23 protein-coding genes are annotated in these 24,883 nt (G+C 52.9%); 11 read left to right on the plus strand and 12 right to left on the minus strand.

Annotation, left to right across the window (positions count from 1 at the left end):
• Positions 1 to 108: 108 nt before the first annotated feature.
• Entirely contained in the window at positions 109 to 3,237 is a 3,129-nt protein-coding gene (locus tag DCC81_RS17475) for a sensor histidine kinase (RefSeq protein WP_108687870.1), read from the plus strand.
• A 94-nt stretch (positions 3,238 to 3,331) separates the two neighbouring features.
• Positions 3,332 to 3,964 carry a response regulator transcription factor gene (locus tag DCC81_RS17480; protein WP_240613013.1) on the plus strand — a complete coding sequence of 211 codons (633 nt, stop codon included), beginning with the start codon at positions 3,332 to 3,334 and terminating at the stop codon, positions 3,962 to 3,964.
• 229 nt (positions 3,965 to 4,193) lie between these two features.
• On the opposite strand, the gene DCC81_RS25975 is transcribed toward DCC81_RS17480, so the two are convergent.
• Both DCC81_RS25975 and DCC81_RS25580 read right to left on the minus strand, forming a co-directional pair.
• A complete protein-coding gene (locus DCC81_RS25975; RefSeq protein WP_262510169.1) occupies positions 4,194 to 4,319 on the minus strand; it encodes a hypothetical protein in 126 nt (41 codons plus the stop codon).
• 61 nt (positions 4,320 to 4,380) lie between these two features.
• Positions 4,381 to 4,527 carry a hypothetical protein gene (locus DCC81_RS25580; protein ID WP_165806625.1) on the minus strand — a complete coding sequence of 49 codons (147 nt, stop codon included), beginning with the start codon at positions 4,525 to 4,527 and terminating at the stop codon, positions 4,381 to 4,383.
• Positions 4,528 to 4,900: 373 nt separating this feature from the next.
• Here DCC81_RS25580 and DCC81_RS17485 point away from each other — a divergent pair, with 373 nt between their 5' ends.
• The 6 genes from DCC81_RS17485 to DCC81_RS17510 all read left to right on the plus strand — a co-directional run bounded on the left by DCC81_RS17485 (position 4,901) and on the right by DCC81_RS17510 (position 13,076).
• Entirely contained in the window at positions 4,901 to 6,811 is a 1,911-nt protein-coding gene (locus tag DCC81_RS17485) for a DNA topoisomerase IV subunit B (RefSeq protein ID WP_108687872.1), read from the plus strand.
• Between the two features lie 30 nt (positions 6,812 to 6,841).
• On the plus strand, positions 6,842 to 7,372 hold the full coding sequence (locus DCC81_RS17490) for a hypothetical protein (RefSeq protein ID WP_108687873.1): 531 nt from the start codon (positions 6,842 to 6,844) through the stop codon (positions 7,370 to 7,372).
• Between the two features lie 31 nt (positions 7,373 to 7,403).
• On the plus strand, positions 7,404 to 8,291 hold the full coding sequence (locus tag DCC81_RS17495; RefSeq protein WP_108687874.1) for a DUF1835 domain-containing protein: 888 nt from the start codon (positions 7,404 to 7,406) through the stop codon (positions 8,289 to 8,291).
• A complete protein-coding gene (locus DCC81_RS17500; RefSeq protein WP_108687875.1) occupies positions 8,288 to 8,671 on the plus strand; it encodes a hypothetical protein in 384 nt (127 codons plus the stop codon). Before DCC81_RS17495 ends, DCC81_RS17500 begins: the two co-directional genes overlap by 4 nt.
• 130 nt (positions 8,672 to 8,801) lie before the next feature.
• Positions 8,802 to 11,339, plus strand: coding sequence for a DNA gyrase/topoisomerase IV subunit A (locus DCC81_RS17505; protein ID WP_108687876.1), 2,538 nt, complete (start codon positions 8,802 to 8,804; stop codon positions 11,337 to 11,339).
• A 261-nt stretch (positions 11,340 to 11,600) separates the two neighbouring features.
• On the plus strand, positions 11,601 to 13,076 hold the full coding sequence (locus tag DCC81_RS17510; RefSeq protein WP_133177701.1) for an aminotransferase-like domain-containing protein: 1,476 nt from the start codon (positions 11,601 to 11,603) through the stop codon (positions 13,074 to 13,076).
• Between the two features lie 3 nt (positions 13,077 to 13,079).
• Here DCC81_RS17510 and DCC81_RS17515 read toward each other — a convergent pair whose 3' ends face one another.
• Genes DCC81_RS17515 through DCC81_RS17555 form a run of 9 tightly spaced genes read right to left on the minus strand, consistent with a single transcriptional unit; the run spans position 13,080 to position 20,953 of the window.
• Positions 13,080 to 14,087, minus strand: a complete 1,008-nt coding sequence (locus DCC81_RS17515; RefSeq protein ID WP_108687878.1) for a hypothetical protein — start codon at positions 14,085 to 14,087, stop codon at positions 13,080 to 13,082.
• A 42-nt stretch (positions 14,088 to 14,129) separates the two neighbouring features.
• Positions 14,130 to 14,678, minus strand: a complete 549-nt coding sequence (locus DCC81_RS17520) for a D-glycero-alpha-D-manno-heptose-1,7-bisphosphate 7-phosphatase (RefSeq protein WP_108687879.1) — start codon at positions 14,676 to 14,678, stop codon at positions 14,130 to 14,132.
• 3 nt (positions 14,679 to 14,681) lie between these two features.
• Positions 14,682 to 15,386 carry a nucleotidyltransferase family protein gene (locus tag DCC81_RS17525; protein WP_205686356.1) on the minus strand — a complete coding sequence of 235 codons (705 nt, stop codon included), beginning with the start codon at positions 15,384 to 15,386 and terminating at the stop codon, positions 14,682 to 14,684.
• Positions 15,386 to 15,967 carry a D-sedoheptulose-7-phosphate isomerase gene (locus tag DCC81_RS17530; RefSeq protein ID WP_108687880.1) on the minus strand — a complete coding sequence of 194 codons (582 nt, stop codon included), beginning with the start codon at positions 15,965 to 15,967 and terminating at the stop codon, positions 15,386 to 15,388. The genes DCC81_RS17525 and DCC81_RS17530 overlap by 1 nt, the downstream gene beginning before the upstream one ends.
• 18 nt (positions 15,968 to 15,985) lie before the next feature.
• Positions 15,986 to 17,005: a GHMP family kinase ATP-binding protein gene (locus tag DCC81_RS17535; RefSeq protein WP_108687881.1), complete on the minus strand. Its 1,020-nt coding sequence runs from the start codon at positions 17,003 to 17,005 to the stop codon at positions 15,986 to 15,988.
• A gap of 48 nt (positions 17,006 to 17,053) precedes the next feature.
• Positions 17,054 to 18,190, minus strand: coding sequence for a glycosyltransferase (locus tag DCC81_RS17540; protein ID WP_108687882.1), 1,137 nt, complete (start codon positions 18,188 to 18,190; stop codon positions 17,054 to 17,056).
• Positions 18,190 to 19,128, minus strand: a complete 939-nt coding sequence (locus DCC81_RS17545) for a glycosyltransferase family 2 protein (protein ID WP_108687883.1) — start codon at positions 19,126 to 19,128, stop codon at positions 18,190 to 18,192. Before DCC81_RS17545 ends, DCC81_RS17540 begins: the two co-directional genes overlap by 1 nt.
• Positions 19,129 to 19,144: 16 nt before the next feature.
• Positions 19,145 to 19,684 carry a DUF4199 domain-containing protein gene (locus tag DCC81_RS17550; protein ID WP_108687884.1) on the minus strand — a complete coding sequence of 180 codons (540 nt, stop codon included), beginning with the start codon at positions 19,682 to 19,684 and terminating at the stop codon, positions 19,145 to 19,147.
• 9 nt (positions 19,685 to 19,693) lie between these two features.
• Entirely contained in the window at positions 19,694 to 20,953 is a 1,260-nt protein-coding gene (locus DCC81_RS17555) for a dihydroorotase (protein WP_108687885.1), read from the minus strand.
• 146 nt (positions 20,954 to 21,099) lie between these two features.
• Between DCC81_RS17555 and DCC81_RS17560 the strand changes: the two genes are divergently transcribed.
• From DCC81_RS17560 to DCC81_RS17570, 3 genes are all read left to right on the plus strand, one after another.
• A complete protein-coding gene (locus DCC81_RS17560; RefSeq protein WP_108687886.1) occupies positions 21,100 to 22,383 on the plus strand; it encodes a hemolysin family protein in 1,284 nt (427 codons plus the stop codon).
• A gap of 77 nt (positions 22,384 to 22,460) precedes the next feature.
• Complete coding sequence (locus DCC81_RS17565) at positions 22,461 to 22,940, plus strand: hypothetical protein (RefSeq protein WP_108687887.1); 480 nt, start codon at positions 22,461 to 22,463, stop codon at positions 22,938 to 22,940.
• Between the two features lie 115 nt (positions 22,941 to 23,055).
• A complete protein-coding gene (locus tag DCC81_RS17570) occupies positions 23,056 to 23,640 on the plus strand; it encodes a suppressor of fused domain protein (RefSeq protein WP_165806626.1) in 585 nt (194 codons plus the stop codon).
• A gap of 15 nt (positions 23,641 to 23,655) precedes the next feature.
• On the opposite strand, the gene DCC81_RS17575 is transcribed toward DCC81_RS17570, so the two are convergent.
• Positions 23,656 to 24,837, minus strand: a complete 1,182-nt coding sequence (locus tag DCC81_RS17575) for an ArnT family glycosyltransferase (protein ID WP_133177702.1) — start codon at positions 24,835 to 24,837, stop codon at positions 23,656 to 23,658.
• Between the last annotated feature and the right edge of the window lie 46 nt (positions 24,838 to 24,883).

The following is a 24,883-nucleotide window of genomic DNA, read 5'->3' on the forward strand; positions in this document are numbered from 1 at the left end:
ATTTGTTCAAAACAGCGTAATAAGTGACTCCAAAGTAAGAAAAATATAAAGTTTCCGCCAGAATTATATATTTGCAAGATACGCTTTACAGACACCTATTTTACTTACATGTCGCCAATCCAACGACTGCTTACCTTTTTTTTCCTTGGTGTGATGGGTTTTATGCCACAGGCGTATGCCCAGACGCTGGAGAAGAGTTACATTTTTGATGCATACGGGGTGAACGAAGGGCTTTCGCAAAGCAGCGTTTACAATATCATACAGGATGACCAGGGTTTCCTGTGGATTGCCACCAGGGATGGGGTGAACCGTTTTGACGGCTACGTGTTCAATGAATACCGCTATAATCCCAGCACGGGCGATGAGAACCGCCACGGCGCCGGCGACCTGGTACACCGGGCCCCTAACGGTGGCCGCGCGGTGATCAACCGTTTTGACCTCAAAGGTTATAAACAATACCAGTTCTACAATAACAGCCGCCACCAGCTGCTGCTGGCCCACAATTGCGGTATTTCCCTGTACGACAAATACCGTAACTCTTTCCGGGAAGTCTTTCACGACACCTCCAATGTGAATGAGTATGAGCGTGATTTCCTGCGCAAGTTCGTGATCCTGGGGGAAGACACGGCTGCCCGCCAGCTCTGGATCTGGCGCCCTGCCAAGGGCCTGTATGTGCTGGACGATCTTAATTACACCCTGCGCAAGGTGGTGCTGTATCCCCGCAGTTTTGGCGGCCAGCCCCTGCCTACTGCCATGGTAAAAGATGGCTCCGTGATCTGGATGAACCGCAAGCCCGGAGAGTTGCTGGCCATGGATATCAAGAGCTCCCGTGTATTGACCTACAACGTGCCCGTGATCGGCAACAATTGTGTGATGCGCAGCCTGAACCGTGACTCCCTGCTGATTGCCAGCGGAGGGCATGTGACCATTTTCAATAAACGCCTGAACCGCTATACCGACCTGCCTTTTGACATTCACAACGTGTACAACCAGGACTTCATTCCACAGGTGATGGAAATGGACCACGCCGGCAATGTATGGATAGGCGGCAGTGATGGGGTGCTGATCTACAACGTGGCCAGCCACGCCATTGTACAGCACATCATCACCTTTAACTCTATTGAAACCCGCTCTCTCAACAACGTGAACTACCTGTACCGCGATGCGGCAGACAATATGTGGGTAGGCACGGATGGAGACGGCATCAAGAAGTATTCCCCGCACAAAAAAGTATTTAACCAATACCGCTCTCCCTACCTCACGCATAACATGGCCAAGGCCATTTATAAACACGACGACGGGCGCCTGTTTGTAGGCATGATGGCAGACGGGATGGATATTTATGCGCCGGACGGGCGTTTTATGGAGCGCATTTCCAACGAGACATCGCCCGGTATTTTTCCCGGCGATAACCTGAGCGCTATCTGCAGGGAAGATGAAAGCCACATCTGGCTGCACTTCCAGCGGTCCAGCATTGGCCTGTTCCAGGTCAATACCCGGAAGTTCCAGAACCTCACCGACAAGATCAATGCCCTGGGACTGCCGCCCCAGCTGAACGACTGGCCCTTTGTTTTTAAACGGCCCAACGGAGAGGTGTACTTCAATGATGGAGAGTACCTGCTCAAGTTTATCAACGATGCAGGGCAATACCGGACCGCCATTGTACACCAGTTTGCGCATGAAAGCCTTACCTGTTATTTTGAAGATTTTGATGGCAATCAATACGTGGGTACCAAAGCATCCCTGTATGTAAAAGAGGCCGGGCTGAATAACTGGAAAAGCATTCCCATGCCATCCGGCACCACCATCAAATCACTGAACAAGAATGCCCACAAACAGTTGCTGGTGGCCACTAGCCGGGGATTGTTCATCCTGGACCAGCAATACAATGTACTGCAGCATTATAACAGTTACGACAACCCATCGCTGGTAAACGACTTCCTGTATGGCCTGCTGCTGGACGATAAGGACCGTGTGTGGGTAAGTCACGACAAAGGCCTGTCTGTGATCAATACCGTGACCAACGAGATCTACACCTACACCTATGTGGACGGGCTGCAGAGCAATGAATTTAATACCGGGGCCTATTTTAAGTCGGTGGACGGGGAACTGTTCTTTGGTGGCATCCGCGGGGTGAACGGGTTTTATCCCAAGAACTTCAAGAATAATCCCTTTGTGCCTACGGTGGTGATCAAGAGCCTGGAAGTGCTGGACCGCCCGTATGAATCGGACACCGCGGTGTCATTGCTGCGGCACATAGAATTGCCGTACAATCAAAATACCATTGCCATAGAATACGTGCCGCTGGAATTTACCAACCCTCTGAAAAACTCGATGCAGTACATGCTGGAAGGAGCGGACGAGGACTGGGTGGAAGCAGGCACCTTTAAAATGGCGCGTTATACGAACCTTCGGCCGGGTACATACGTTTTTAAGGTGCGTGCATCCAATAACGATGACATCTGGAGCGGTACCTCTACTTCGCTGGAGATCGTGATCCGCGTGCCTTTCTGGCAAACGCTGTGGTTCCGGTTCCTCTTGTTATTGCTCCTGCTGGGCATTGCGTATTATTTCTCCACGCTCTACCTGGACTATAAGATCCGGCATGAGAAGCTGAAGCTGGAGAAGGAACAGGCGGTAGACCAGGAGCGGGCCCGCATTTCCAGTGATATGCATGACGACCTGGGCTCCGGTCTCAGCACTATCCGCCTGCTGAGCGAGATTGCGAAACGCAAGATCCAGGACCCGTCACAAACGAAGGAGATAGAACGTATTTCTGAAGCGGCCGGCGAGCTGGTGGACAAGATGGGAGAGATCATCTGGGCCATGAACTCCAGTAATGACTCCCTGGAAAACCTGATCGCCTACATGCGCAGTTTTGTGGCAGACTTCCTGGAGCATGCGCATATAGACCACGCGTTCTACATCCCGGAGAGTATCCCGGACATTAAGCTGAGCGGGGGCACGCGGCGCAATATCTACCTGGCGGTGAAGGAGGCGGTAAACAACGTGATGAAACACGCGCAGGCCACGGAGGTGATCATTGAACTGAAGATCGCGGACAACAAAATGACTATCCTGATCCGTGACAATGGCAAAGGGTTTGACCCCGAGAAAGTGCGCCTTTTCGGGAATGGCCTGAAAAATATCCAGAAACGTATGCAGGCTGTGGGCGGCTATGCCGATATTTCTACTAACAAGGGAACCACGGTGCTGCTAGATATACCGTTAAATTAACCTACATTCGCTTTCAGAGAAAAAACACTCCTGAGAGCAATCGACCTAATTAAATACAATGACTGTTTACTCAAAAAAGAAGTCCCAGGGATCCATGGATATTATTTCAGTGGCCATCGTGGAAGACAATCATGATATTCGGACCGCTATGGAGTTGCTGATAAACGGTTCAGAGGGTTATGCCTGTGTGGGCGCGTTCAACAATGGTGAGACCGCGGTAGAGCAGATCCCGGCTTTGCTGCCCAACGTGGTGTTGATGGATTTCAACCTGCCGGGCGGCATGAATGGTATTGAATGTATAGCACGCCTGAAAGGCGAGTTTCCTGATATGCAGTTTATGATGCTGACGGTGTACGAGGATGATGAAAAGATCTTCCAGGCACTGGAGGCTGGCGCCAGCGGCTACATCCTGAAGAAGACCAGCCCCGGTGAACTGCTGGAAGCCATTATGGAAGTGCACCATGGCGGCTCGCCCATGAGCAGCCAGATAGCCCGCCGCGTGGTGGCCTATTTCCAGAAACAGGCCAAGCCCAATCCTGCACTGGAAGCGCTTACCAGCCGGGAAAAGGAGATCCTGGACCAGCTGTCCAAGGGCTTCCTGTACAAGGAAATAGCCAGCAACCTGTTTATCAGCATTGAAACCGTAAGACGCCACGTGCACAACATTTACGAGAAGCTGCATGTACGAAGCCGTACCGATGCAGTGAATAAGTATTATAACCGGTAAGCATTGCGCTGACATATATTATCAAGCAGAAGCGGGGCCATGGTCCCGCTTCTTTTATTTAGCGGGTGCTAAAGGAATAGCGGGGGCGGGGATCAGGGAAGGGCAACGCCGTACGGACAAGTGTTAAAAAACAAAAGGAACAACGCCGTACCGGTGTTATTCCTTTGTTGTAGAGGTGAAAGTTCGGCGCCGGGGGCCCCGGCAAAAAAGAAGAAAGGTGTGCTGGTGATCAGGATTTGTGAGCCGGCACTTTTTTCAGATGCAGCTTGCGCAGGTGTTGACCTGCAAGGTGCGCGCAAAGGATGATGGCTGCGATGAGCAAGCACGCCAGTTTGAACAGCAGACCAAACTTCATAGGAACAGGTTTTTGTGTATTAGGATATGGTATTCGGTTTTCGGGACAGGGGGGCGGATGCTTAGCGCAGCATCTGCCAGGATTCAAATTTCTGCATTAATTTGATGAACGTATGGCTGAGGCGTTGCAGGTATGCCTGTTCTTTACGGATGATCATGAGAATGGCGGCACATGCGGCAACGGACAGGAAGATATACAGGGATTGCATAGGACAAAGGTTTTAAGTTAGGTTAGGATATGTTAGGTGCTCTTTTGTAAATATATGTATTTTTTTAAATAAAACAAATTTTTGATAGAATTTATTGCAGTTCGTGTAAGACGGACGCGGTTTAGTTGCAGGTGCACTAATTCTGCCGGTGTTTTCCAGGGGAATTAATGAAAAAATATTGATATAGGGAATATTTATATATTATTTTACACGTGGAGGCCCAGTGGCGTGCATAACTAAAACTTGGGGAATTGTGGTAAACCATTATTTTTGCCCATAAGCGGATTTTGCTAAAAGATTTAGTAAGTTGCATGCCGCACGCCCGCATAGCGTGGCTGGCCCCGATAAACAGAACCTTGGAATTTAAGTAGTTATGGCAAATACGGAGAACAAAGACCTTTCTGCAGCGTATACCGAAGACTCGATACGGTCGCTGGACTGGCGGGAACACATCCGCCTCCGCCCCGGTATGTACATCGGTAAGCTGGGAGATGGTTCCAGCATGGACGACGGTATCTATATCCTGCTCAAGGAGGTGGTGGACAACTGTATTGACGAGCATACCATGGGCTTTGGCAAGCAGGTAGAGATCAAAGTGAGTGAGCACAGCGTAACGGTACGTGACTATGGCCGCGGTATTCCCCTGGGGAAAGTGGTGGATGTAGTGAGCAAGATCAACACCGGTGCAAAGTACGACAGCAAAGCATTCCAGAAATCAGTAGGCCTGAACGGGGTGGGTACCAAAGCGGTGAACGCACTCTCGTCCTATTTTAGAGTACAGTCCATCCGCGATGGCCGTACCCGTGTGGCGGAATTTGAGCGCGGCGTGCTGACCAAAGAACATAAAGAGACCAGCACCCAGGAAACCAATGGCACCCTGGTGACCTTCATACCGGATGACACGGTGTTCAAGAACTTCCGTTACATCCCCGAATACCTGGAGGGGCAGATCTGGAATTACTGTTACCTGAATGCGGGCCTCACCATCAACTTCAACGGGCAGAAATACCTGTCTAAGAATGGCCTCCTGGACCTGCTGAAGGGCAAGACCACGGAGGAAGACCTGCGCTATCCCATCATCCACCTGAGAGGGGATGATATAGAGGTGGCCATTACCCATGAAAACGCCTACGGCGAAGAATATTACTCCTTCGTAAACGGGCAGCACACCACGCAGGGGGGGACCCACCTGGCGGCCTTCCGCGAAGCGTATGTGAAGACCATCCGCGACTTTTTCAAGAAAGATTACGATGCTACCGATATCCGCGCCAGCATTTGCGCCGCCATTGCGGTGCGCGTGCAGGAGCCGGTGTTTGAATCGCAGACCAAGACCAAGCTGGGCTCCCTCACCGTATCGGAAGGCGGGCAGTCCATGAAGGCCTTTGTGCTGGACTTCCTGTCCAAGCACCTGGACGATTACCTGCACCGCAATCCCGGTACGGCAGAGGCGTTGAAGAAGCGCATTGAACAGAGTGAAAGGGAGCGGAAGGAACTGGCCGGCATTAAAAAACTGGCCAACGAACGCGCCAAGAAAGCGAACCTGCACAACCGCAAGCTGCGTGATTGCCGCTTCCACCTCAATGATGAACTGACCGGGAAGGATAAGGATATCCAGGAAATGAAGCGCAAGGAGACCACCATCTTCATTACCGAAGGTGACTCCGCGAGTGGTTCTATTACCAAGTCGCGCAACGTGGAGAACCAGGCAGTGTTCAGCCTGCGGGGCAAGCCGCTGAACTGCTATGGGCTTACCAAGAAGATCGTATACGAGAATGAAGAATTTAACCTGCTGCAGCACGCCCTCAACATTGAAGAAGGGCTGGAAGACCTGCGGTACAACAATATCGTGATCGCTACTGATGCGGACGTGGACGGCATGCACATCCGCCTGCTGCTGCTCACTTTCTTCCTGCAGTTTTTCCCGGACCTGGTGAAGAACGGGCACCTGTATGTGCTGGAAACGCCGCTGTTCCGCGTGCGCAACAAGCAGCAGACCATTTATTGTTATGATGAAGGCGAGAAGCAGGCCGCAGTGAAGAAGCTGGGAGGCAAGCCGGAGATCACGCGCTTTAAAGGCCTGGGTGAAATTTCGCCGGATGAATTTGGCCGCTTTATTGGCCAGGATATGCGTAAAGAGCCGATCATCCTATCAAAGGATACCCATATCCAGAAACTGCTGGAATATTACATGGGCAAGAATACACAGACCCGCCAGGAATTTATCATTGGCAACCTGCGCTACGAGAAGGATTTGATTGACGAAGAAATAGTAGCGGAAGGATAATACAGACTGCAGATCCATTTAAAGTAAAAGATGAAAAAGTACATTTTACTGTTTGTGACAGGCCTGGTATTTTTTACTGCCTGCAATACGGCCACCCCGGCCAATTATTTTGATTACGCCGTGCTGAATACCAACATGCTGGACGGCTTTGAGAACGATGGCCTGATGCGCGAAATGGTGCACCCTTCTGCCAAACTGAAAGAAGGTACCAAGGACCAGACGGAGATCATGAAGCGGAAGGAAATAGTGGACAACAAGATCCAATACGTGGAGCAATCCCTGGAAAAGGTGAAAGGACTGAAGCCTACGGATGAAACCCGGGACATGCTGGCCGCGTCTGAAGCACTGTACACGTATGTAATTCCCGTGTATAAAAATGAATACACGAAAATGGCGGAGGCATGGGACAATGGCGCCAGCCCGGAACAGGTGGCCGCCATGGGCCAGGCTATCCACGATAAATATGGGGAGGGCTACCGGCAGCGTTTTGACAAGCTGATCGCATTGGGCAAGGCCTACGCCGATAAGCACAATATCCAGGTACAGTGGGGGAATAATTGATCTTTAGGAATAACATTTATTAATAGTTTTCATGCATATCGTTTTTGGAACCGCTTCGGCAACGGCATTGGCAGCAGCGTTTGAGCTGGACAGCAGCCTTCAGTCGGAGATCCTGAGCTTTGAGGACGACCTTTCTGTGGGGCCGCTCTTCATCCTGGACACAAAAGACGGGCAACTGGCCCGCCAGCAATGGTGGGACACGGTGAATGAAGTACCGCCGCCACCGCCCGAAAGTGAAAATATTTCCGCAGTGCCGGAGGGTTTTACCCGCGTGGCAGACCTGCCCAAAGATGTGCAGCTGTTCCGCGGGCTGAAGGCCCGCCTGAAAGCGGAGGAAGACCTGCAGCTCTGCATCTGGGCCGGGCAGAATGCGCGGGATGTGACGGGTTACTTCTGGCTGGTGAGCCAGTTGTATGATTTTTCCGGCCGTGTGCAGATCGTTTACCTGAACAACCTTCCTTTCCTGAATGAGAAAGGCGGCATATTTTATCCTACGCAACTGAGCCAGATACTGCCCAGGGAATTTGTGAAAGCGAAAAAACTGGCAAGGCCGGTATCGCTGGCAGAATTTGAACTGGATGGGGATGAGTGGCGCCGGCTGATGAACGAGAATGCGGGCATACGCCTGCTGGAAGGTGGCAAGAAGCTGAAAGGGGAGCCCGTTACGTTCCTGGACAAGGACCTGCTGGCAGCGGTAAGTGCTGGCCCTACCAAGGCCAGTAAAGCGGTGAGCCAGGTAACGGGCAAGCTGAAGTTCCCGGTGGCAGAGCATTTCCTGGGATGGCGGGTCAAGGAACTGGTGAAAGCCGGTACCCTGGAAAGCAAGGGAGAGCTGAAGGCCCTGAAAGATTTTGAAGTATTCCTGCCGGGCATGGGTGGCGCAGCTCCCGTGGCAGCAGAAGAAAATATTGCATTATGATCACCGTAACCCCTTTACACCTCATGGGCAAAGACGACCGTGGGGAGAACTATACCTGGGATTGTACCCGCACGGGTGCGTTCATCCTCTGCTACCGCAAAGCCGGCAGCAGCAGCGGCCAGCACTACCACGAGGGCAAAAGTGCCAACAAGAACCCCGAGATCCTTTTCCTGCTGAGCGGTACTGCGGAAATGCACTGGTGCACCCTGGACCAGCGGGATAAAATGGAGACCATCACCATCCAGGCCCCGGCAAAAGTGGTGGTGCCCGTTATGATCTGGCACCAGCTCATAGCGGTGACAGATTGTAGTTTTATGGAACTGAACAGCGTAGAGGATGTGCAGGCAGATTCGGTGCGGATCTGGCGGGAGGAGTTGTAAGGGAGGGGCTTTCATAGCGCTGGAAATTGTTTCCTGCCGGTGGTTTTCCTGAAGCTGGAAATTGGTTGTGGGAAATTATCCCCGGGTCAGCGCTTTCATTTTTTGAAATTGAAAAAAAGCAAGCAATAATATGAGTGAATTAGAAAACGGCATGGCAGACGAATCCCTCCAGGGAGTTACCCACGTAGGCGGGATGTACGAGAACTGGTTCCTGGACTATGCCTCTTACGTGATCCTGGAACGTGCAGTGCCGGCGGTGGAAGACGGGCTGAAACCCGTACAGCGCCGTATTATGCACGCTATGAAAGAAATGGATGACGGCCGCTTTAACAAGGTGGCCAACATCATCGGGCAAACCATGCAGTACCACCCGCATGGTGATGCCTCCATTGGCGACGCCATTGTGGGCCTGGGGCAGAAAGACCTGCTCATAGAAACGCAGGGTAACTGGGGCGATGTACGTACCGGCGACGATGCCGCCGCCGCCCGTTACATTGAGGCGCGCCTTTCCAAATTTGCACTGGACGTACTGTTCAATGCAAAGACCACCACCTGGCAGCTGAGCTATGATGGCCGCAAGAACGAGCCTTTGTCGCTCCCGGCAAAATTCCCCCTGCTGCTGGCACAAGGGGCAGAAGGCATTGCCGTAGGCCTTTCCACCAAGATCCTGCCGCATAATTTCAATGAACTGATAGACGCTTCCATCAAATACCTGCGGGGCCGCAAGTTTGAGTTGTACCCGGACTTTGCTACCGGCGGCATGATCGATGTGGCGAACTACAATGACGGGAAGCGCGGCGGCAAAGTGCGGGTGCGTGCCCACATTGAAGAAAAAGATAAAAAGACCCTGCTTGTAAAAGACGTGCCTTACGGTGTTACCACCACACAGCTAATGGAAAGCATCGTGAAGGCCAATGATAACGGCAAGATCAAGATCCGCAAAGTGGTAGACAATACCGCCGCTGATGTGGAGATTGAAGTGCACCTGGCGCCTGGCATTTCACCGGATATCACCATTGATGCCCTGTATGCCTTCACCGATTGCGAGATCTCCATTTCTCCCAATGCCTGCGTGATCATTGAAGACAAACCCCGCTTTGTAACCGCCAGCGAACTGCTGAAGCAAAGCACGGACTTCACCAAAGAACTGTTGCAGCAGGAACTGGAAATAAAGCTGGCGGAACTGGAAAATAAATGGCACTACACCTCGCTGGAAAAGATCTTCTTTGAGAAGGGTATCTACAAGGAGCTGGAGCAGAAGCACAAGGACTGGGAAGCCGTGCTGCAGGCCATTGACAAGGCATTTGGGCCTTACAAGAAACAACTGAAACGCGCCATTGAGCGCGAGGATATTGTAAAGCTCACGGAGAAGCCCGTGCGCCGCATTTACCGCCTGGATATTAACGAACTGAATGAGCAGATCAAGGCCATTGAGGCAGACATCAAGCAGGTCAAATACGACCTGGCGAACCTGGTGGATTTTGCCGTGGCTTACTACGAGAACCTGCTGAAGAAATACGGCAAGGGCCGCGACCGCAAAACCGAGATCAAGACCTTTGACACCATCCAGGTGCAACAGGTGGCCATTGCCAATACCAAGCTGTATGTGAACCGGGCGGAGGGTTTCATTGGTACCTCGCTGAAGAAGGACGAATTTGTAGCGGATTGCTCTGACCTGGATAACATCATCGTATTCCTCCGCAATGGTAAAATGATGATCACCAAGGTGGCAGAGAAAACCTTTGTGGGCAAGGATATTATCCACGTGGCCGTGTTCCGCAAGAACGATGAGCGCACCACCTACAATATGATCTACGTGGACGGCATCAGCGGTGTCACCTTTGCCAAACGCTTTAACGTAACGGGCATTACCCGCGATAAAGAATACGAACTGGCCGGCAAGGGCGACAAGCATACCAAGGTACACTACTTCACGGCCAATCCCAACGGGGAAGCAGAAGTGGTGACCGTGAAACTGAGCCCCAACAGCCCCGCGCGTAAAAAGGAATTTGACTTCTACTTTGAAACCCTGGACATCAAGGGCCGCGCATCCATGGGTAACCAGCTCACGAAATACACCGTAAAAAGCGTGAAGTTCAAGGAAGCCGGCGTATCTACCCTGGCAGGCCTGAAGATCTGGTACGATGACGCCACCGGCCGCCTGAACACGGAAGACCGTGGTGTGTACATCGGCAGCTTTGAAGGGGATGACAAGATCCTGGTGATCAACAAGAACGGTACCTATGAGTTGACCAACTACGAGCTCACGAACCGTTACGAAACCGATGCGGTGATGTACATCGAGAAATTCAATCCCGAGAAGATCGTGTCAGCCGTATACTTCGATGCAGATAAAAAACAATACAACGCCAAGCGCTTTAAGATAGAAACGCAGACGCTGAACAATAAGTTCCAGTTCATTAAAGAAGGTGCCGGCAATCATGTAGAGCTGGTGACCACCGTGGCGGAACCACTGCTGCTGCTGAAGACCGGTAAAAAGCGCAACCCGGACGAAGAGCAGTTTGAGCTGAATGAATTTGTTGAAGTGACCGGCTGGAAAACAATAGGGACACGTATTGCAGGCGATGATTTTGTAAGCATTGAATTACTGAACGAGGAAGAGGAAACACCGGAAGATGGCGGTGGCTTGCAGGGAGAGTTGTTTTAATGGAGATTTAAAAGCCGGTGTTTTTGCCGGGGAAAGATAAAGTGCCCTCGCAGTGATGCGGGGGCACTTTTTTTAGGGAAAGTTGGTGATGTGTTTTAGAAGAAAGGCTGCGCCGGCGAAGGGGCAATTATGATACAGTTCTGGTGTATTCTACTATAACAGTTTTTATCCTGCATGCTGTAATGAATTGATTTACATGGTGTGGAATCCAATGTGGGCCGTTCTTCCCGCTGGTATGTAACAGATTTAAAATCGGTAAATGTGGCTATAACAGTTTACTTTTACCGCATGAAAGAACACGCTTACCAAGCCCTGGCTGGCCAGCTGGCTTCCATGATAGATAAGGGTATTTACAAGCCCGGTGAAAAGCTGCCGTCTGTGCGCCGCCTGCACCAGGAGCACCAGCTCAGCATGGGCACTGTGCTGCTGGCATTCCAGCACCTGGCAGACAAAGGGCTTATCACGGCCCGCGAAAAATCCGGCTATTTTGTAAACCAGCGCGCCGGCAAAGTGTTGCCGCTGCCGCAATCTCTACCTGCCTCCGTATCGGCGCATACGGTGCGGATAGACCAGGTGTTGCAGCAAATGAAAATGGAAGGGAAGGGGCGCCGCTTTGTATCGTTTACAGCTGCATTGCCGGATGACCGCATGCTGCCGTACAATAGCATCAAGCGTGCCATACAACAGGTTTCCCGCGATGTGAGCGGGAGTTACCTTATGCAGGAAAGCCGCAAGGGCTATCCCGCGCTGCGCGAGGCTATTGCCAAGCGTTCTTTCTGGTGGAAAGGCACCACCCACCCGGATGAGGTGGTGATCACCAATGGTGCTACTGAAGCTATATTGTGCTGCCTTAAAGCAGTGACAAAGCCGGGCGATACGGTGTTGGTGCAAGACCCTTGCTATTATGGCATTATGCGCGTGCTGGAATGCCTGGAGCTGAAGATCGCTACCATTCCGTCGTACCACGGCAGGGGCGTGGATTATACAGAGTTAAGAGATGCCTGCCAGCGCCTGTCGGTGAAGGCCTGCATACTGGTGAGCAATTTCAATAACCCGGATGGGGCCAGCATTAGTACGGATAGCAAAAAACGCATCGCGGCGTTTGCCAACGAAGCCTGCATGCCGGTGATAGAAGACGACCTGTACGGAGAGCTGTACACCGGCGGTGGCCGGCCGGATACCATCAAAGCATACGACAGTGGTGGCTGGGTGATGTATTGTAATTCCTTTACCAAAACACTGGTGCCGGGTTTTCGCATAGGATGGTGTGCGGCAGGACGTTTTGCGGATGAAGTGGCCCGCATTAAATCCATGCACAACGGCGCTACATCCAGCCTGGGCCAGAGAGTGGTGGAGCAGCTGGTAACTTCCGGCGCGTATGACCGCCACCTGCACCGCTACCGTGTGGAGCTGGGAAAGAACCTGCATCGCGTTACGCAGGTTATTGAAAACCATTTCCCGGAAGGCACCCGCATTACCCGCCCGCAAGGCGGTATGGTCCTCTGGATAGAGCTGCCGGCCTGCATTAACACCGTGGCCCTCCAGGATGCAGCACTGGCGCAGGATGTGGCTTATGCCCCCGGCGAGATCTTTTCTGCAAAGGGGGATTACCAGCATTACCTGCGCATCAGTTATGCGCTTACCTGGGAGCCGCGCGTGGAAAAAGCATTGGTGCGCCTGGGGCAGTTGATCACGCAAGCCTCCCGGCAGCAGGGCATACAGCGGCACTCCGCTTAGCTGTTATGGCTTTTTGGCAGGCGTTTTTTTCTTGCTGCTCTTTTGTGGGCTGGCAGCGGCTTTGGCGGCTTGTGCCGCCTGCACTTCTTCTTCAGATTGAATGTGGGTGTTGTCTTTTTCTTTCATGTCCAGTGGCATGGGTGCCGGTGCCTGGCCGTTCTGTAATTTATCGTGGAAGATCTTATCGATGTGCACCCATTTACCATTCTTCCATTTGAAAGCTTCGTAATCGAGATCAGGTACGTAGGTGAATTTTTTCCTGGGCTCATTGCTCTCGGAGATCAGGTGATCATACACGATCATGTCCATATCCGGGTAGTAGTTCAGCGTTACGTTCGCATCTTTTTTATATTCCAGGAAAAAGCGGTTCTGCGTGGGGCGCTTTACGGAGTCTTCTTCAAAACTGAACATGGGCGCGCCAAACACGGGCTGCCCGTCTTTGAAAGTAAGCACATCCAGCAGTTTTTTCTGGCTGCGGGGATTGTTGCCATCCCAGCCGCACAGCGTGTAGTATTCCTGGTTAAAGAAGTGTGTCTGCACAATATTGTAATACAGGCATCCATACCAGGCGCGGTTGCTGGTGATGGTGTCCGCATTGTTAATATACTCGCTGCTGTCTATCAGGGGAAAGAGTTTTAAACTGCCATCGGCGGTGCGCATCTGGATGGTACCGTGGTGGGAGAAAAAACCATTGTCCGTTACATCTACCCAGGTGAAGATGCGGAAGGTGCTGTCTTTCGGGTATTTGATGGCCACCGTTTCCAGTGAATCAAAAGGAAAATAAAAAGAGTTTTTGGTCTTCAGGGCACGCACCAGGCGGGGAATGAAGGCCAGCATGGCGTTGTGGCGGGCATCGTCATTTTTGCCGCGCAGCATTTCATCACCCAGCAGGCGCAGCGAATCCTGTTGTTTCAAAAGGCTTTGTTTGTCCTGGGGCGTCAGCTTTTGTTGGGCATGCACCAGGGGCATAGCTAAGCAGAGTAGCAGGAGCAGGGACAGGTATCGTTTCATGATTGCGGAAATGGTCAGTGAATATACGCCGTGTGGGCCAATTTATTGTATGGCCCGGGCAAAGTGCAGCAGGCTTTCATACCGGGCATCCTGCAGCGGGTGGGGAAAGGGAAGATCAGGCAGGGTAGAGGGAATGAACACGGTGTACATGCCCAGGTTCTTGCCAAACTGCATATCACTCAGCGTGTTGCCTACCATGATGCTGCGGGCAAAATCTATTTCCGGGAAGTCTTGCTGCGCCTGCAATCCCATGCCTGGCTGGGGTTTGCGGCAGGGGCTGTTGCTATCTACATCCGGGCAGTGGTAAATGCGGTCTATACGCCCCCCGTGAGGCGCTATGGCGGCCAGCATGCGGGTATGGATATCCTGCAGCCCCGCGGTGGTGAGCAGGCCTTTGCCTATGCAGCGCTGGTTTGTGGTCACCACGATATGACCAAAGCGCCGGGCAAAGATGCCCAGGGCTTCTTCCGCACCGCTGGTGAATTTGAACATATCCCAATGCAGCACATAGCCCTTGCGGATCTCTTCATTGATCACGCCATCGCGGTCCAGGAAAAGGGTCCAGCTGTTATCGATGAGGGGAAGTTGCATGGTCTATTGGTACATTTTAACCAGGTCAATGCCTGCTTTGGTAAAGTCTTCGGGAATGCCGATGTCAATGAAATAAGTATCGCTGATGAACCCAAGCAGCCCGCCGGCAGTGGCTTGCGGCTCCAGTACGGTTTTTTCAAAAGAGAAGGCTGTGGGCAGTGCCAGGCTTTTCAGGTATTCCTGGCTGGCCAGGTATACGCCGCCGTTGATCAGGCCTTTTTCCTGGTACTGTTTCTCACGGAAGGCGGTGATGCGGCCTTCACCGTTGAGCGCTATGCTGCCATAACGGTCAAACTTTTCCATGGGCTTTAAGGCCAGGGTCAGCTTGCTGTTGTGCTGCTGCGCAAAGGCTAGCATATCTGCCATGGCCACATCAAAAAAGGTGTCGCCATTGAACACGGCAAAGGTATCATCCGCCAGGTAAGGCATGGCGTGCAGGATAGCACCGCCGGTGCCCAGGGGCTCCTGCTCCACGGCAAAGGAAACCCGCAGCGGGAGCGGGTTGTCATTGCACCAGGCTATCACCTGTTCCGATAAATAACCGAGGGAAAGTACGGCGTGCTCAAAGCCCTGGGCGTGCAGGTATTGGAAGAGATAATACAGGAAAGGGTGGTTGCCCATGGGGGCCAGGCACTTGGGCTTGTCCGCCACCACGCTGCGTAAGCGGGTGCCAAAGCCGCCGGCCAGGATCATACATTCGCGCACCATTAGTCAAACAGGTTGTTTTCCACGATCTCGCAAATGATATGTCCTACGGTGATATGAGCCTCCTGGATGCGGGGCGTGTCAGTGCTGGGCATGTTCAGCAGGTAATCGCAGGCGCCTTTCATCTTACCACCGCTCAGGCCTGTCATGGCCACTACGATCATCTTCTTTTCCTTGGCCGCTTTCATGGCCTGCAGGATGTTCTCAGAATTGCCGGAGGTGGAGATGGCAATGAGGATATCGTTTTGTTTGCCCATGGCCTTTACTGCGCGGGCGTATACCTGCTCAAAACCGTAGTCGTTGCCCACGGCGGTGAGGTAAGAAGTATTGCAATGCAGGGCTTCTGCGTAGAGCGGGGTGCGGTCTTTATAGAAGCGGCCGGAAAATTCCGCGGCCAGGTGCTGGGCATCGGAAGCGGAGCCGCCATTGCCGCAAAACAGCAGCTTATGGCCGGTTTCCAGGCTTTTGGTAATGAGCTGGGCTACCAGGGTAATGGTTTGCAACAGGTGCTCGTCTTTAATGATCGCTTCTTTTACGCTGATGCTTTCCTTCAGGACAAGCTGGATTTTTTCAAACTGCGTCATATAATTGTTCGGGTGTAATTAAAGGCTCCAGGTGTGCAAACCGTGGTGCGTGAAATGATAACGTTTCAGTTGGCCCCCAAACTGCTCCAGGGCGCCCGTTACTTTAAAGCGGGCATTACCGGGGCAGTAAAAGATCATAAAGCCACCGCCCCCTGCGCCGGAGATCTTACCCCCGGAAGCGCCTGCCTGGCGGGCTGCTTCGTAGATATCGTCCAGTTGCTGGTTGGAGATGCCTTTGGCCATTTGTTTCTTATGCTGGAAACCATAATCTAAAATCTCGCCAATCTTGTGGATCTCCCCGCGCAGCAAGGCTTCTTTCATCATCACAGCCTGCTGCTTCAGGTTATGCATAGCTTCAATGGAAGCATCTTTTTTCTCGTTCACATTCTTCTGCTGCTCACTGATAATGCTGCTGCTCAAACGGCTGGTGGACGTGTAATACAGCAGCAGGTTGTTTTCCAGCTCAAAGAGGTATTTATCCTTGATGCGCAGCGGGTTCACGATCACGCGGTCGTTATAGAACTCCATGAAATTCACCCCGCCAAAAGTGGCTGCATACTGGTCCTGCTTACCGCCGGCCTGGTTCAGGTCCTCGCGTTCTATGCAGTAGGCCAGGTGGGCAATATCATACTCACCCAGGGGTAATTTCAGCCATTCCACAAAAGCGCCCAGTACGGCTACCACCAGCGTGGAGGAAGTGCCCAGGCCGGAGCCGGCGGGAGCATCTACGAACGTGGTCAGGCGGAAGCTCAGGGGTTTGGAGCAATAGTCCTTCATGATACGGTTGGCCACCCCTTTCAGGATGTCCAGTTTACCATCAATGGGCAGTTGCATGGCTGCGTCGTAAGTGAGGTGTTCACCCCGGTCTTCCGAATCAAAGATCACCTGCCCGTTGTCCAGCGGCTCTATGGCGGCGCGGGCATACAGGGAAATGGTGGCGTTGAGGATAGCGCCTCCATACAGGTCTGAATATGGACTTACATCCGTACCACCACCGGCCAGGCCGATGCGGAGGGGAGCTTTGCTTCTGTAGATCAAGGGTTATGTTTTAGGTAAATGCTTAACGCGGATGTGCAGGCCTGCATTTTAGCGGGCCGGCAATTTAACAATTTCTTCTGCCAGCCGGCTCCAGGCATATTGCTTCTTGGCTTCCCGCATGGCGTTGGTCATAGGCACTTCCTGCTGCTCATCATAATATTTTACGATAGCGGCGGCAATGGAGGCTGGCTCGGGATCGGCCTGGAAGCCTACCACGCCGTGGGGCACCATTTCCACCAAGCCACCCACACTGGTCACCACCATGGGCTTTTCAAAGTGGTAGGCGATCTGTGAAATGCCGCTCTGGGTGGCGCTTTTATACGGTTGTACCACCAGGTCGGCGGCACAGAAATAATTCTTTACATCTTCCGTGGGGATGAAGTCTGTATGCAGCAGCACCCGGTCCTGCAGGTGCAATTGCTCCACCAGTGCGTGATAGGGGGCGGCATCTTCATAAAACTCACCGGCTACAATGCATTTAATGCCGGCCGCTATCACCCGGGGATCTGCCATGGCTTGCAGCAGCAGGTCCAGGCCCTTGTACTTGCGGATAAATCCGAAGAAGAGGATATAGCGCTGGTCTTGCGCCAGCTGCAGTCTTTTGCGGGCTTCTGCCTTGGAAATGAGGGGGCCGTAGTTATCGTAAATAGGATGAGGAATGAGGCTGGCCGGCTTGGTGGGCTCAAACTGGCGCAGGTCATCCAGTACTTTCTGGCTCATGGCAATGAAGGCATCGATGGGCTTCAGGAAGTATTTGGAGAAGGCTACATCACCAAAGCGTTTTTCATGCGGGATCATGTTATCCAGGATGGCCACTACTTTGGTGTTGCGTTTATTCTTTTTGCCTATGCGCAGGATGGTACCCAGGCAGGGACCCATAAAAGGCAGCCAGAATTTGGTGATCACCATATCCGGCGCGGCTTTCTTCATCATGCGGCCTACCTTCCACCAGTTCAGCGGGTTCACAGCGTTCACCAGGCGGCGGATCTTCAGGTCTGTAGGCGCAGGGTCCGTGGAGTACTGGCTCTGGCCGGGGAAGAGGAACTGCGGATACTGGAGGGTAAAGGTCCAGATCTCCACGTCTGCCTGTTGTTGCAGCTCGCGGGCAAGGCGCTCATTGTAAGCGGCAATGCCTCCCCGGAATGGGAAGGCAGTGCCAAGTATGATAATTTTCTGTGTTGCCATTAGCCTATTTGTTCTTCCACTAAATAGTTGTTGCGCTCCGGCGCATTGCGCGTCACCAGTTCACCTATGAACCCGGTAAGGAACAGCTGGGAGCCGATGATCATGCAGAGCAGGGCCAGGAAGAAAATGGGGCGGTCCGTCATGTTGTATTTATCAAAGGCGATCTTGGCGATGGCCAGGTAGCCGGCAATGAGGAAGCCGATGAAAAAGGAGAAGAAGCCCAGGGCACCGAAGAAGTGCATGGGGCGCTTGCCAAATTTACCGATAAACATGATGGAGGCCAGGTCCAGGAAGCCGTTGATAAAGCGTTCCAGGCCAAACTTGCTCACGCCGTACTTGCGGGCGCGGTGCTCCACTACTTTCTCGCCGATCCTGCGGAAGCCGGCCCACTTGGCCAGCACGGGAATATAGCGGTGCATTTCACCGTAAACTTCTATGCATTTCACCACCTTCCGGTTGTAGGACTTAAGGCCGCAGTTCATATCATGCAGCTTTACGCCGCTCATCCTGGTGGTGGTGTAATTGTATAATTTGGAAGGCAGGTTCTTGGTCAGCGCATTGTCGTACCGTTTCTTTTTCCATCCGCTCACCAGGTCAAAGTTGTCTTCCCTGATCATGCGGTACAGGTCCGGGATCTCGTCCGGGCTGTCCTGCAGGTCTGCGTCCATGGTGATGATCACATCGCCCTGGGCCTGGCGGAAGCCTTCATTGAGGGCTGCGCTTTTACCGTAGTTGCGCTGGAACTTGATGCCTTTGATGTTATGATTGCCGGCAGAGAGTGCCCGGATCACTTCCCAGGAATTATCGGTGCTGCCGTCATCTATCATCCAGATGTCGTAGGTGAAGTGGTTTTCATCCATCACCCGCTGGATCCAGGCGGCCAGTTCCGGCAGTGATTCTTCTTCGTTTTTTAACGGAACGATAACGGATATGTCCATACTAAAGTTGCTATGGTTAATTGTTGGGAGTCACCGGTGCTTTGCGGCGGAAAATAAAGGCAACCAGGAACACCAGCACAAAATAACGAATTATGTACTGGCACAGCTTCCAGACGGCCTGCCCGGGTGTTTGGGTAAAGTCCAGCTGCGCAATCTCCTTCCTGTCCTTGACAACATCCGCGGGAGAGGCGCCCATCATAGGCACCATCCGGTTGTAGGCATCCAGCACGTATTGTTTTTCCTTTACCGCGGCGGCGGTATCGATCACGTTATAGTACAAATAGGAGTAAACTGCCTGTAGTACCAGCGCTGTCACCAGGGTCATGGCAGCCTGCCGCAGCAGGGGACGAGCGTCCGCATACCCGCCCAGGTGGCGCCGCGTAAGCAGCACGGCGGTGACCATGCACGCCAGTATGATCAAAACTGATACCAGGGTGTACGCCAGGCCAAACTGTCCGTTGCCGCCTGACAAATAGAATCCCAGGTGGGACAGGATCAGGAGCAAACCTGCTACCAGGCCCCAGGTAAGCCCCGGGTTTGTCTTTTTCTCGTTCATCGATCGTATTTAAAGATTGGATACGCTGCCATTGATCACCCCCAGCACTTTGCCTTGCAGCGCGGCGCCAAGATACGCGGAATTTTTAGACCGGGAAGCAATGTCCTGCTCCGTAAAAGTCCATTCCACGTCCGGCTGGAAAAGGGTGAGATTGGCTTTGGCCCCCACTTCCAGTTGCGGCATTTCCAGGCCAAAAAGCTGGCGGGGCCGGGTGCTCAGCAGGGCCACCAGCTGTTCCAGGGGCAGGTGGGGCAGGTGCTTCCGCAGCACGCCAAAGGCGCTTTCCAGGCCTATCATGCCATTCTTTGCGTATTCAAATTCCACTTCCTTGGCATCCCAGTCCTGTGGCAGGTGGTGGGTGGCAATGCAGTCTACCAGGCCACTTTGTACCGCCTCGCGGAGGGCGTCCACATCGTCCTGGGTGCGCAGGGGCGGGTTTACTTTCAGGTTGGTATTGTAGTGCCACAGGGCCCCGTCAGTGAGGCTCAGGTGGTAAGGTGTTACGGAGCAGGTTACCTGGATACCCTGGGCCTTGGCCGCGGTAATGAGCTCCAGGGATTTGCGGGTGCTTACCCCGGTAAGGTGGAGGCGGGAGCCGGTGTATTTAGCCAGTTCCAGGTCGCGCTGCACCATGATCTCCTCTGCAATGGCGGGTTTGCCGGGCATGCCCAGCTGGGTGCTGAAAATGCCTTCGTGCATGAGGCCATGGGCGGAGATGCTCTTATCGTCCGGTACCTGTATCACGATGCCGTTAAAGGCTTTTACATACTGGAGGGCCTTGAGCAGGATGCCGGAAGACTGGATGGGTTTGAGGCCATCGGAAAAAGCTACGGCCCCGGCGTGTTGCATTTCATACATTTCCGCCAGGGAGGCGCCTTCCAGGTTCTTAGACACTGCACCAATGGGCAGTACCTGCGCGGCAGCGCCACGGGTGCGGCTCAGCACGTATTCGATCTGGGGCTTGGTCTGCAGGGCAGGGTTGGTATTGGGCACCACCATTACACTGGTAAAACCGCCTTTGGCCGCCGCGCGGGCGCCGCTTTGCAGGTCTTCCTTGTGCTCTTCGCCCGGATCACTGAAGTGGGCAAATACATCCGCCCATCCTGGGGACACGTGCAGGCCCTGGCTGCTTATCACTTTAGCATGGGGCGCATCCAGCGCCGGGCCGATGGCGGTGATGGTTCCATGATCGATCAGGATATCTTGCTGTTGCCCGTGCAGCGTGGCACCGGGCCATACGATGGACGCTTGTCTGATTAAAATTTGCATGCTAGGTTTCAAATCGGGGCAAATGTAAATAATAATATAGATTGTACAAGGTACAAGGTGTAAGGTATTAAGTATCAGGTAGTAGGTAAATGAGCCCGCTATGGTGAAACGGCCAGCTGCCCCAGCCGATTTCGGTCTGAAAATTGATGCCCAAGGGGACTATGCTGGTATTTATACTTATTATCATTTTACTGATCATCGTGAATGGGTATTTCTCCCTGGCGGAGATAGCCCTGGTATCGGTAAACAAGGGCCGCCTGGCGGAAGAGGCCGAGGAAGGCAATAAACGGGCAGCCCGTACCCTGGCCCTGCTGGACGATCCCGAGGAATTCCTCAGCTCCATCCAGGTAGGCATTACCCTGGTGGGCATTATTGAGGGCCTGTACGGGGGCGAGCGGCTGGCGTTGTATGTGGGACCGGTATTCATCCACTGGGGCCTGCACCCGGATATGGCCCGTGCCCTGGCCCTGGTACTGAGCATTGGCGCCATTACATACATCACCATCGTGGTGGGAGAACTTATTCCCAAATCACTGGCCCTGCAGTTTCCCCACCGCACGGCCCTGATGGTGGCCGGCTCCCTGCGCTGGTTTACCTGGCTTACCTATCCTTTTGTGAAGCTGCTCACCATCAGCACTCAGCTTATCCTGAAAGCGTTTGACATCCGCAATGATAAAAAGGAAACCATCACGGAGGGCGATCTGCGTACCATGCTAAGCACTGCTTACAAACAAGGCCTCCTCGAAAAAAATGAACTGAAGCTTCACCAGAATGTGTTCAACTTTAACGACCTGCGGGCAGAATACATTATGACGCCCCGCCACCTGGTGGTAACGCTGGATGATCAAATGTCCCGCGAGGAGATAACGGCGCTCCTGAAGCGGTACGACTATTCCTGCTTTCCTGTATTTCATAATGATAAGGAGCATGTGATTGGCGTGATCATGTCCAAGGAGTTTTTTATGTACCCGGAGCGCCCGCTGAAGGAGCTGATAAAAACACCGTGCTTCATTGCCCTGCACCAGCCTTTGCCTACGGTGTTCCAGCAGTTCCAGGTAACCATGTGGCCCTTTGGGGTGGTGGTAAATGCTTATGGCGGTTTTGAGGGCGTGGTGACCATTCATGATGTGGGCACCGCTATTTTCGGGAACCTGCGGAACACGGGAAAAGACCATCCACAATTAGAACAGCAGGGGCCTAAAAGCTGGATAGCGCCCGGAGCCATGCGGCTGTATGTACTGAAGGAGGCACTGGGTGTGGATTGGATACCGGTGAATGAGCGCCAGTACCTGACCCTGGCGGCTATGCTGCTGGAGAAATGGCAGCGCATTCCCGCGGAGGGAGAGGAGCTGACTGTTCATAATGTGAAATTCAAGATCGTAAAAATGGAGGACCACCGGATAGAAAGGGTGTTGGTCACTTTACCCTGATGTTGTATTTTGGCAGTGAAAAATCCTTTTTTCCTTGGTATCTCTATTGTGTAACTATAAAAGCAGTAAGGAAAACGATGAAAAAACAGTATGCCATCATTAAGACCCTCACCTTTAATGAAATTAAGCGGGATGATGTGATACTTCTTTCCCATTGTTTGATAAAATCCATTGACCTGCTGGCTGCGGACGGTTTCCGTGGTACGGTGGTGATTGAGGACAGTATCATTGAAGATATGCAGATACACAGCTGCTGGTTTACGGAAGGCCTGGTGCTGCGCAATTGCGTGGTGCATGGTTATGTGCAATATGAGATGGGTGGGCATAATTACCGCCCGTTTGTGATGGAGGGCAATGTGTTTACGGGGTTTGTGGATTTTTCTTTTTGCCAGTTCCTGGACCGGGTGATCATCCGGGATAATGTGTTTATGAGAGGGACGAATTTGTTGGGCAACCGGGAGGATAAATCTGCGGTGACATTTGAGACGGAACCGGAGGTGGAGGGGAATGCGGGAAGGATGGACCTGGATGTTGATTTTGAGGGGGAGGGGGCGTAGGGGGAAGCTTAGATTTGTGTTGCTTCAGATAGGCTGTTCCGGGAGGAGCGGTCTTTTTTTTCTGTCCACTTTTTCACTACCTTACCCTACAAACCACTTCATCAACCCGCGCAACATGATGCTTTTCTGGAAACGTAGGAAAGATCCCGATACATGGAGGTCCGCTATCCGCGCGCATTACAAGCGTGCCTGGAAAAGCAGTTATAACATCCTGCACGTAGCAGAAGATGCCTACCCCGACCTGCCTCCTGGCTTCTCCGTGCTAGAATTCCCGCCCACGGCCGCCCGCAACCGCTGGTGCTACGCCACCTGTGGCATGTCTGTGCCGGAAGATGTTTTTGCCATGGAGCTGCACATCTGCTCCGCCACCCGCGATGCCCGGCTGGCAGACCTGCTGGCCTTCACCGCCTCCCATCACCGTACCTGCGCGTGCCTGGGCCTGCACCAGGTCATCAACTTCGGCTATCCCTGGCAACCTGGCTCCGCCTGTGATCATGGCTACATTACCCAGCCTTACCCGGATGGCCCCAAGCTAGAATCCTTTAAGATCACGAAAGAAAAGATACTGTTCTGCTATTGGCTGGTGCCCATCACGGAAGCGGAAAAAGATTACATTACCAAAGAAGGCACCGAAGCCCTGGAAGCCGCATTTGGCAAGGGCTTCAATTATATGGATCCTTTGCGCGCCAGCGTGGTATGACCGGCGCTGCCTACATTAATGGAATGAAAAGTAACTCTCCAAAGACACCAGGCCCAGGCCTGCACCGATCGCAAAACGGACGCATTTCCCATAACTTATTTTATCAAACCCCATCATCCCTAACACCAGGAAGGGTGTAGCCTGCGCCACGTAACGCGAACTGAAAAGGTGGGTGATCTTAGCGCAGCTTAGCAAAAGTAAAAAACCGCTGGCCAGCATAAAGAGGGTGAACGGCTGGTGCCGTTCTTCCCAGGTCCGCAACAGGCTGCATACCCCAAAATATAAAGCTGCCGTGGCCAGCAGGGGAGGTACCAGGCTGGAAAAAATGTGCACGAAAACGTTGCTGCCTATACGCTTTACCACAGCGGTCATCGGGGTGTCCGTGTAATGCAGCAGGGTGATATTCAGGAGTGTCAGGATCAACATGGTGGCCACCAGCAACCATGCAATGCGGCGGTTGAAATAGAACCATCGTGGCGCAATGATGAGGGTAAGCAGGCCGCCGTATGCAAAGGCCAGTATGCCATGCCATATCTTAAAACCTTCCGCCGTTACCAGTGCCTGTTTGGGTGGCATCAGCCCATGCCAGATAAGGAACACCGGTACGCTCATGGCCAGGCCTACACTTACATACAAACATACTATTATCCATCGTTGGCGGCGCTGCGCCTGTTGCCAAAGCAGCAGGCCCGCCGCAGGTACCATGACCAGGAAAGGAGACCGGCCCCAGATAGCCAGCCCCAGCGCCACTCCCGCCAGCAGGGTGAATAGCAGCAGGAACCAGGAACGGCCTTCGCAGGCCAGTGCGCGTTGCAACAGGAGCACAGAAAGCATGGCACAGCACATGGGCGGAATTTCTGTAAGCGCCATACCGGCCACCGGCCACACCACCGGCAGGGCCATCATGCTCAATGCCGGTACCAGGGCCTGTTCCCAGCCAAGGTTGTATTGCCGTTTCAGGATAATGGCCAGGAATAAGATAATGCACCAGAGCAACACAATGTTCACCATGCGCAGGCCTGGCGGCTGCATGTGGGTAATAGCCTGCAGCGGGTAATGCATCAGTTCGTACAAAGGGCCCGGCGCCTGGTTGTCCATCTCGCGAAGGAACGTAGCAGAAAGGCCATAGCGGTTAAATAACGGCATATTGGAGATGAACAGGGGCTCATCATATAAGGGCGGCTGATGATGCCACATGGTAAGTGCGCTTATTAACAGGAGCGACCCGGCCCCCATAATCAGG

Source organism: Chitinophaga parva, from assembly GCF_003071345.1.
Lineage (GTDB): Bacteria > Bacteroidota > Bacteroidia > Chitinophagales > Chitinophagaceae > Chitinophaga > Chitinophaga parva.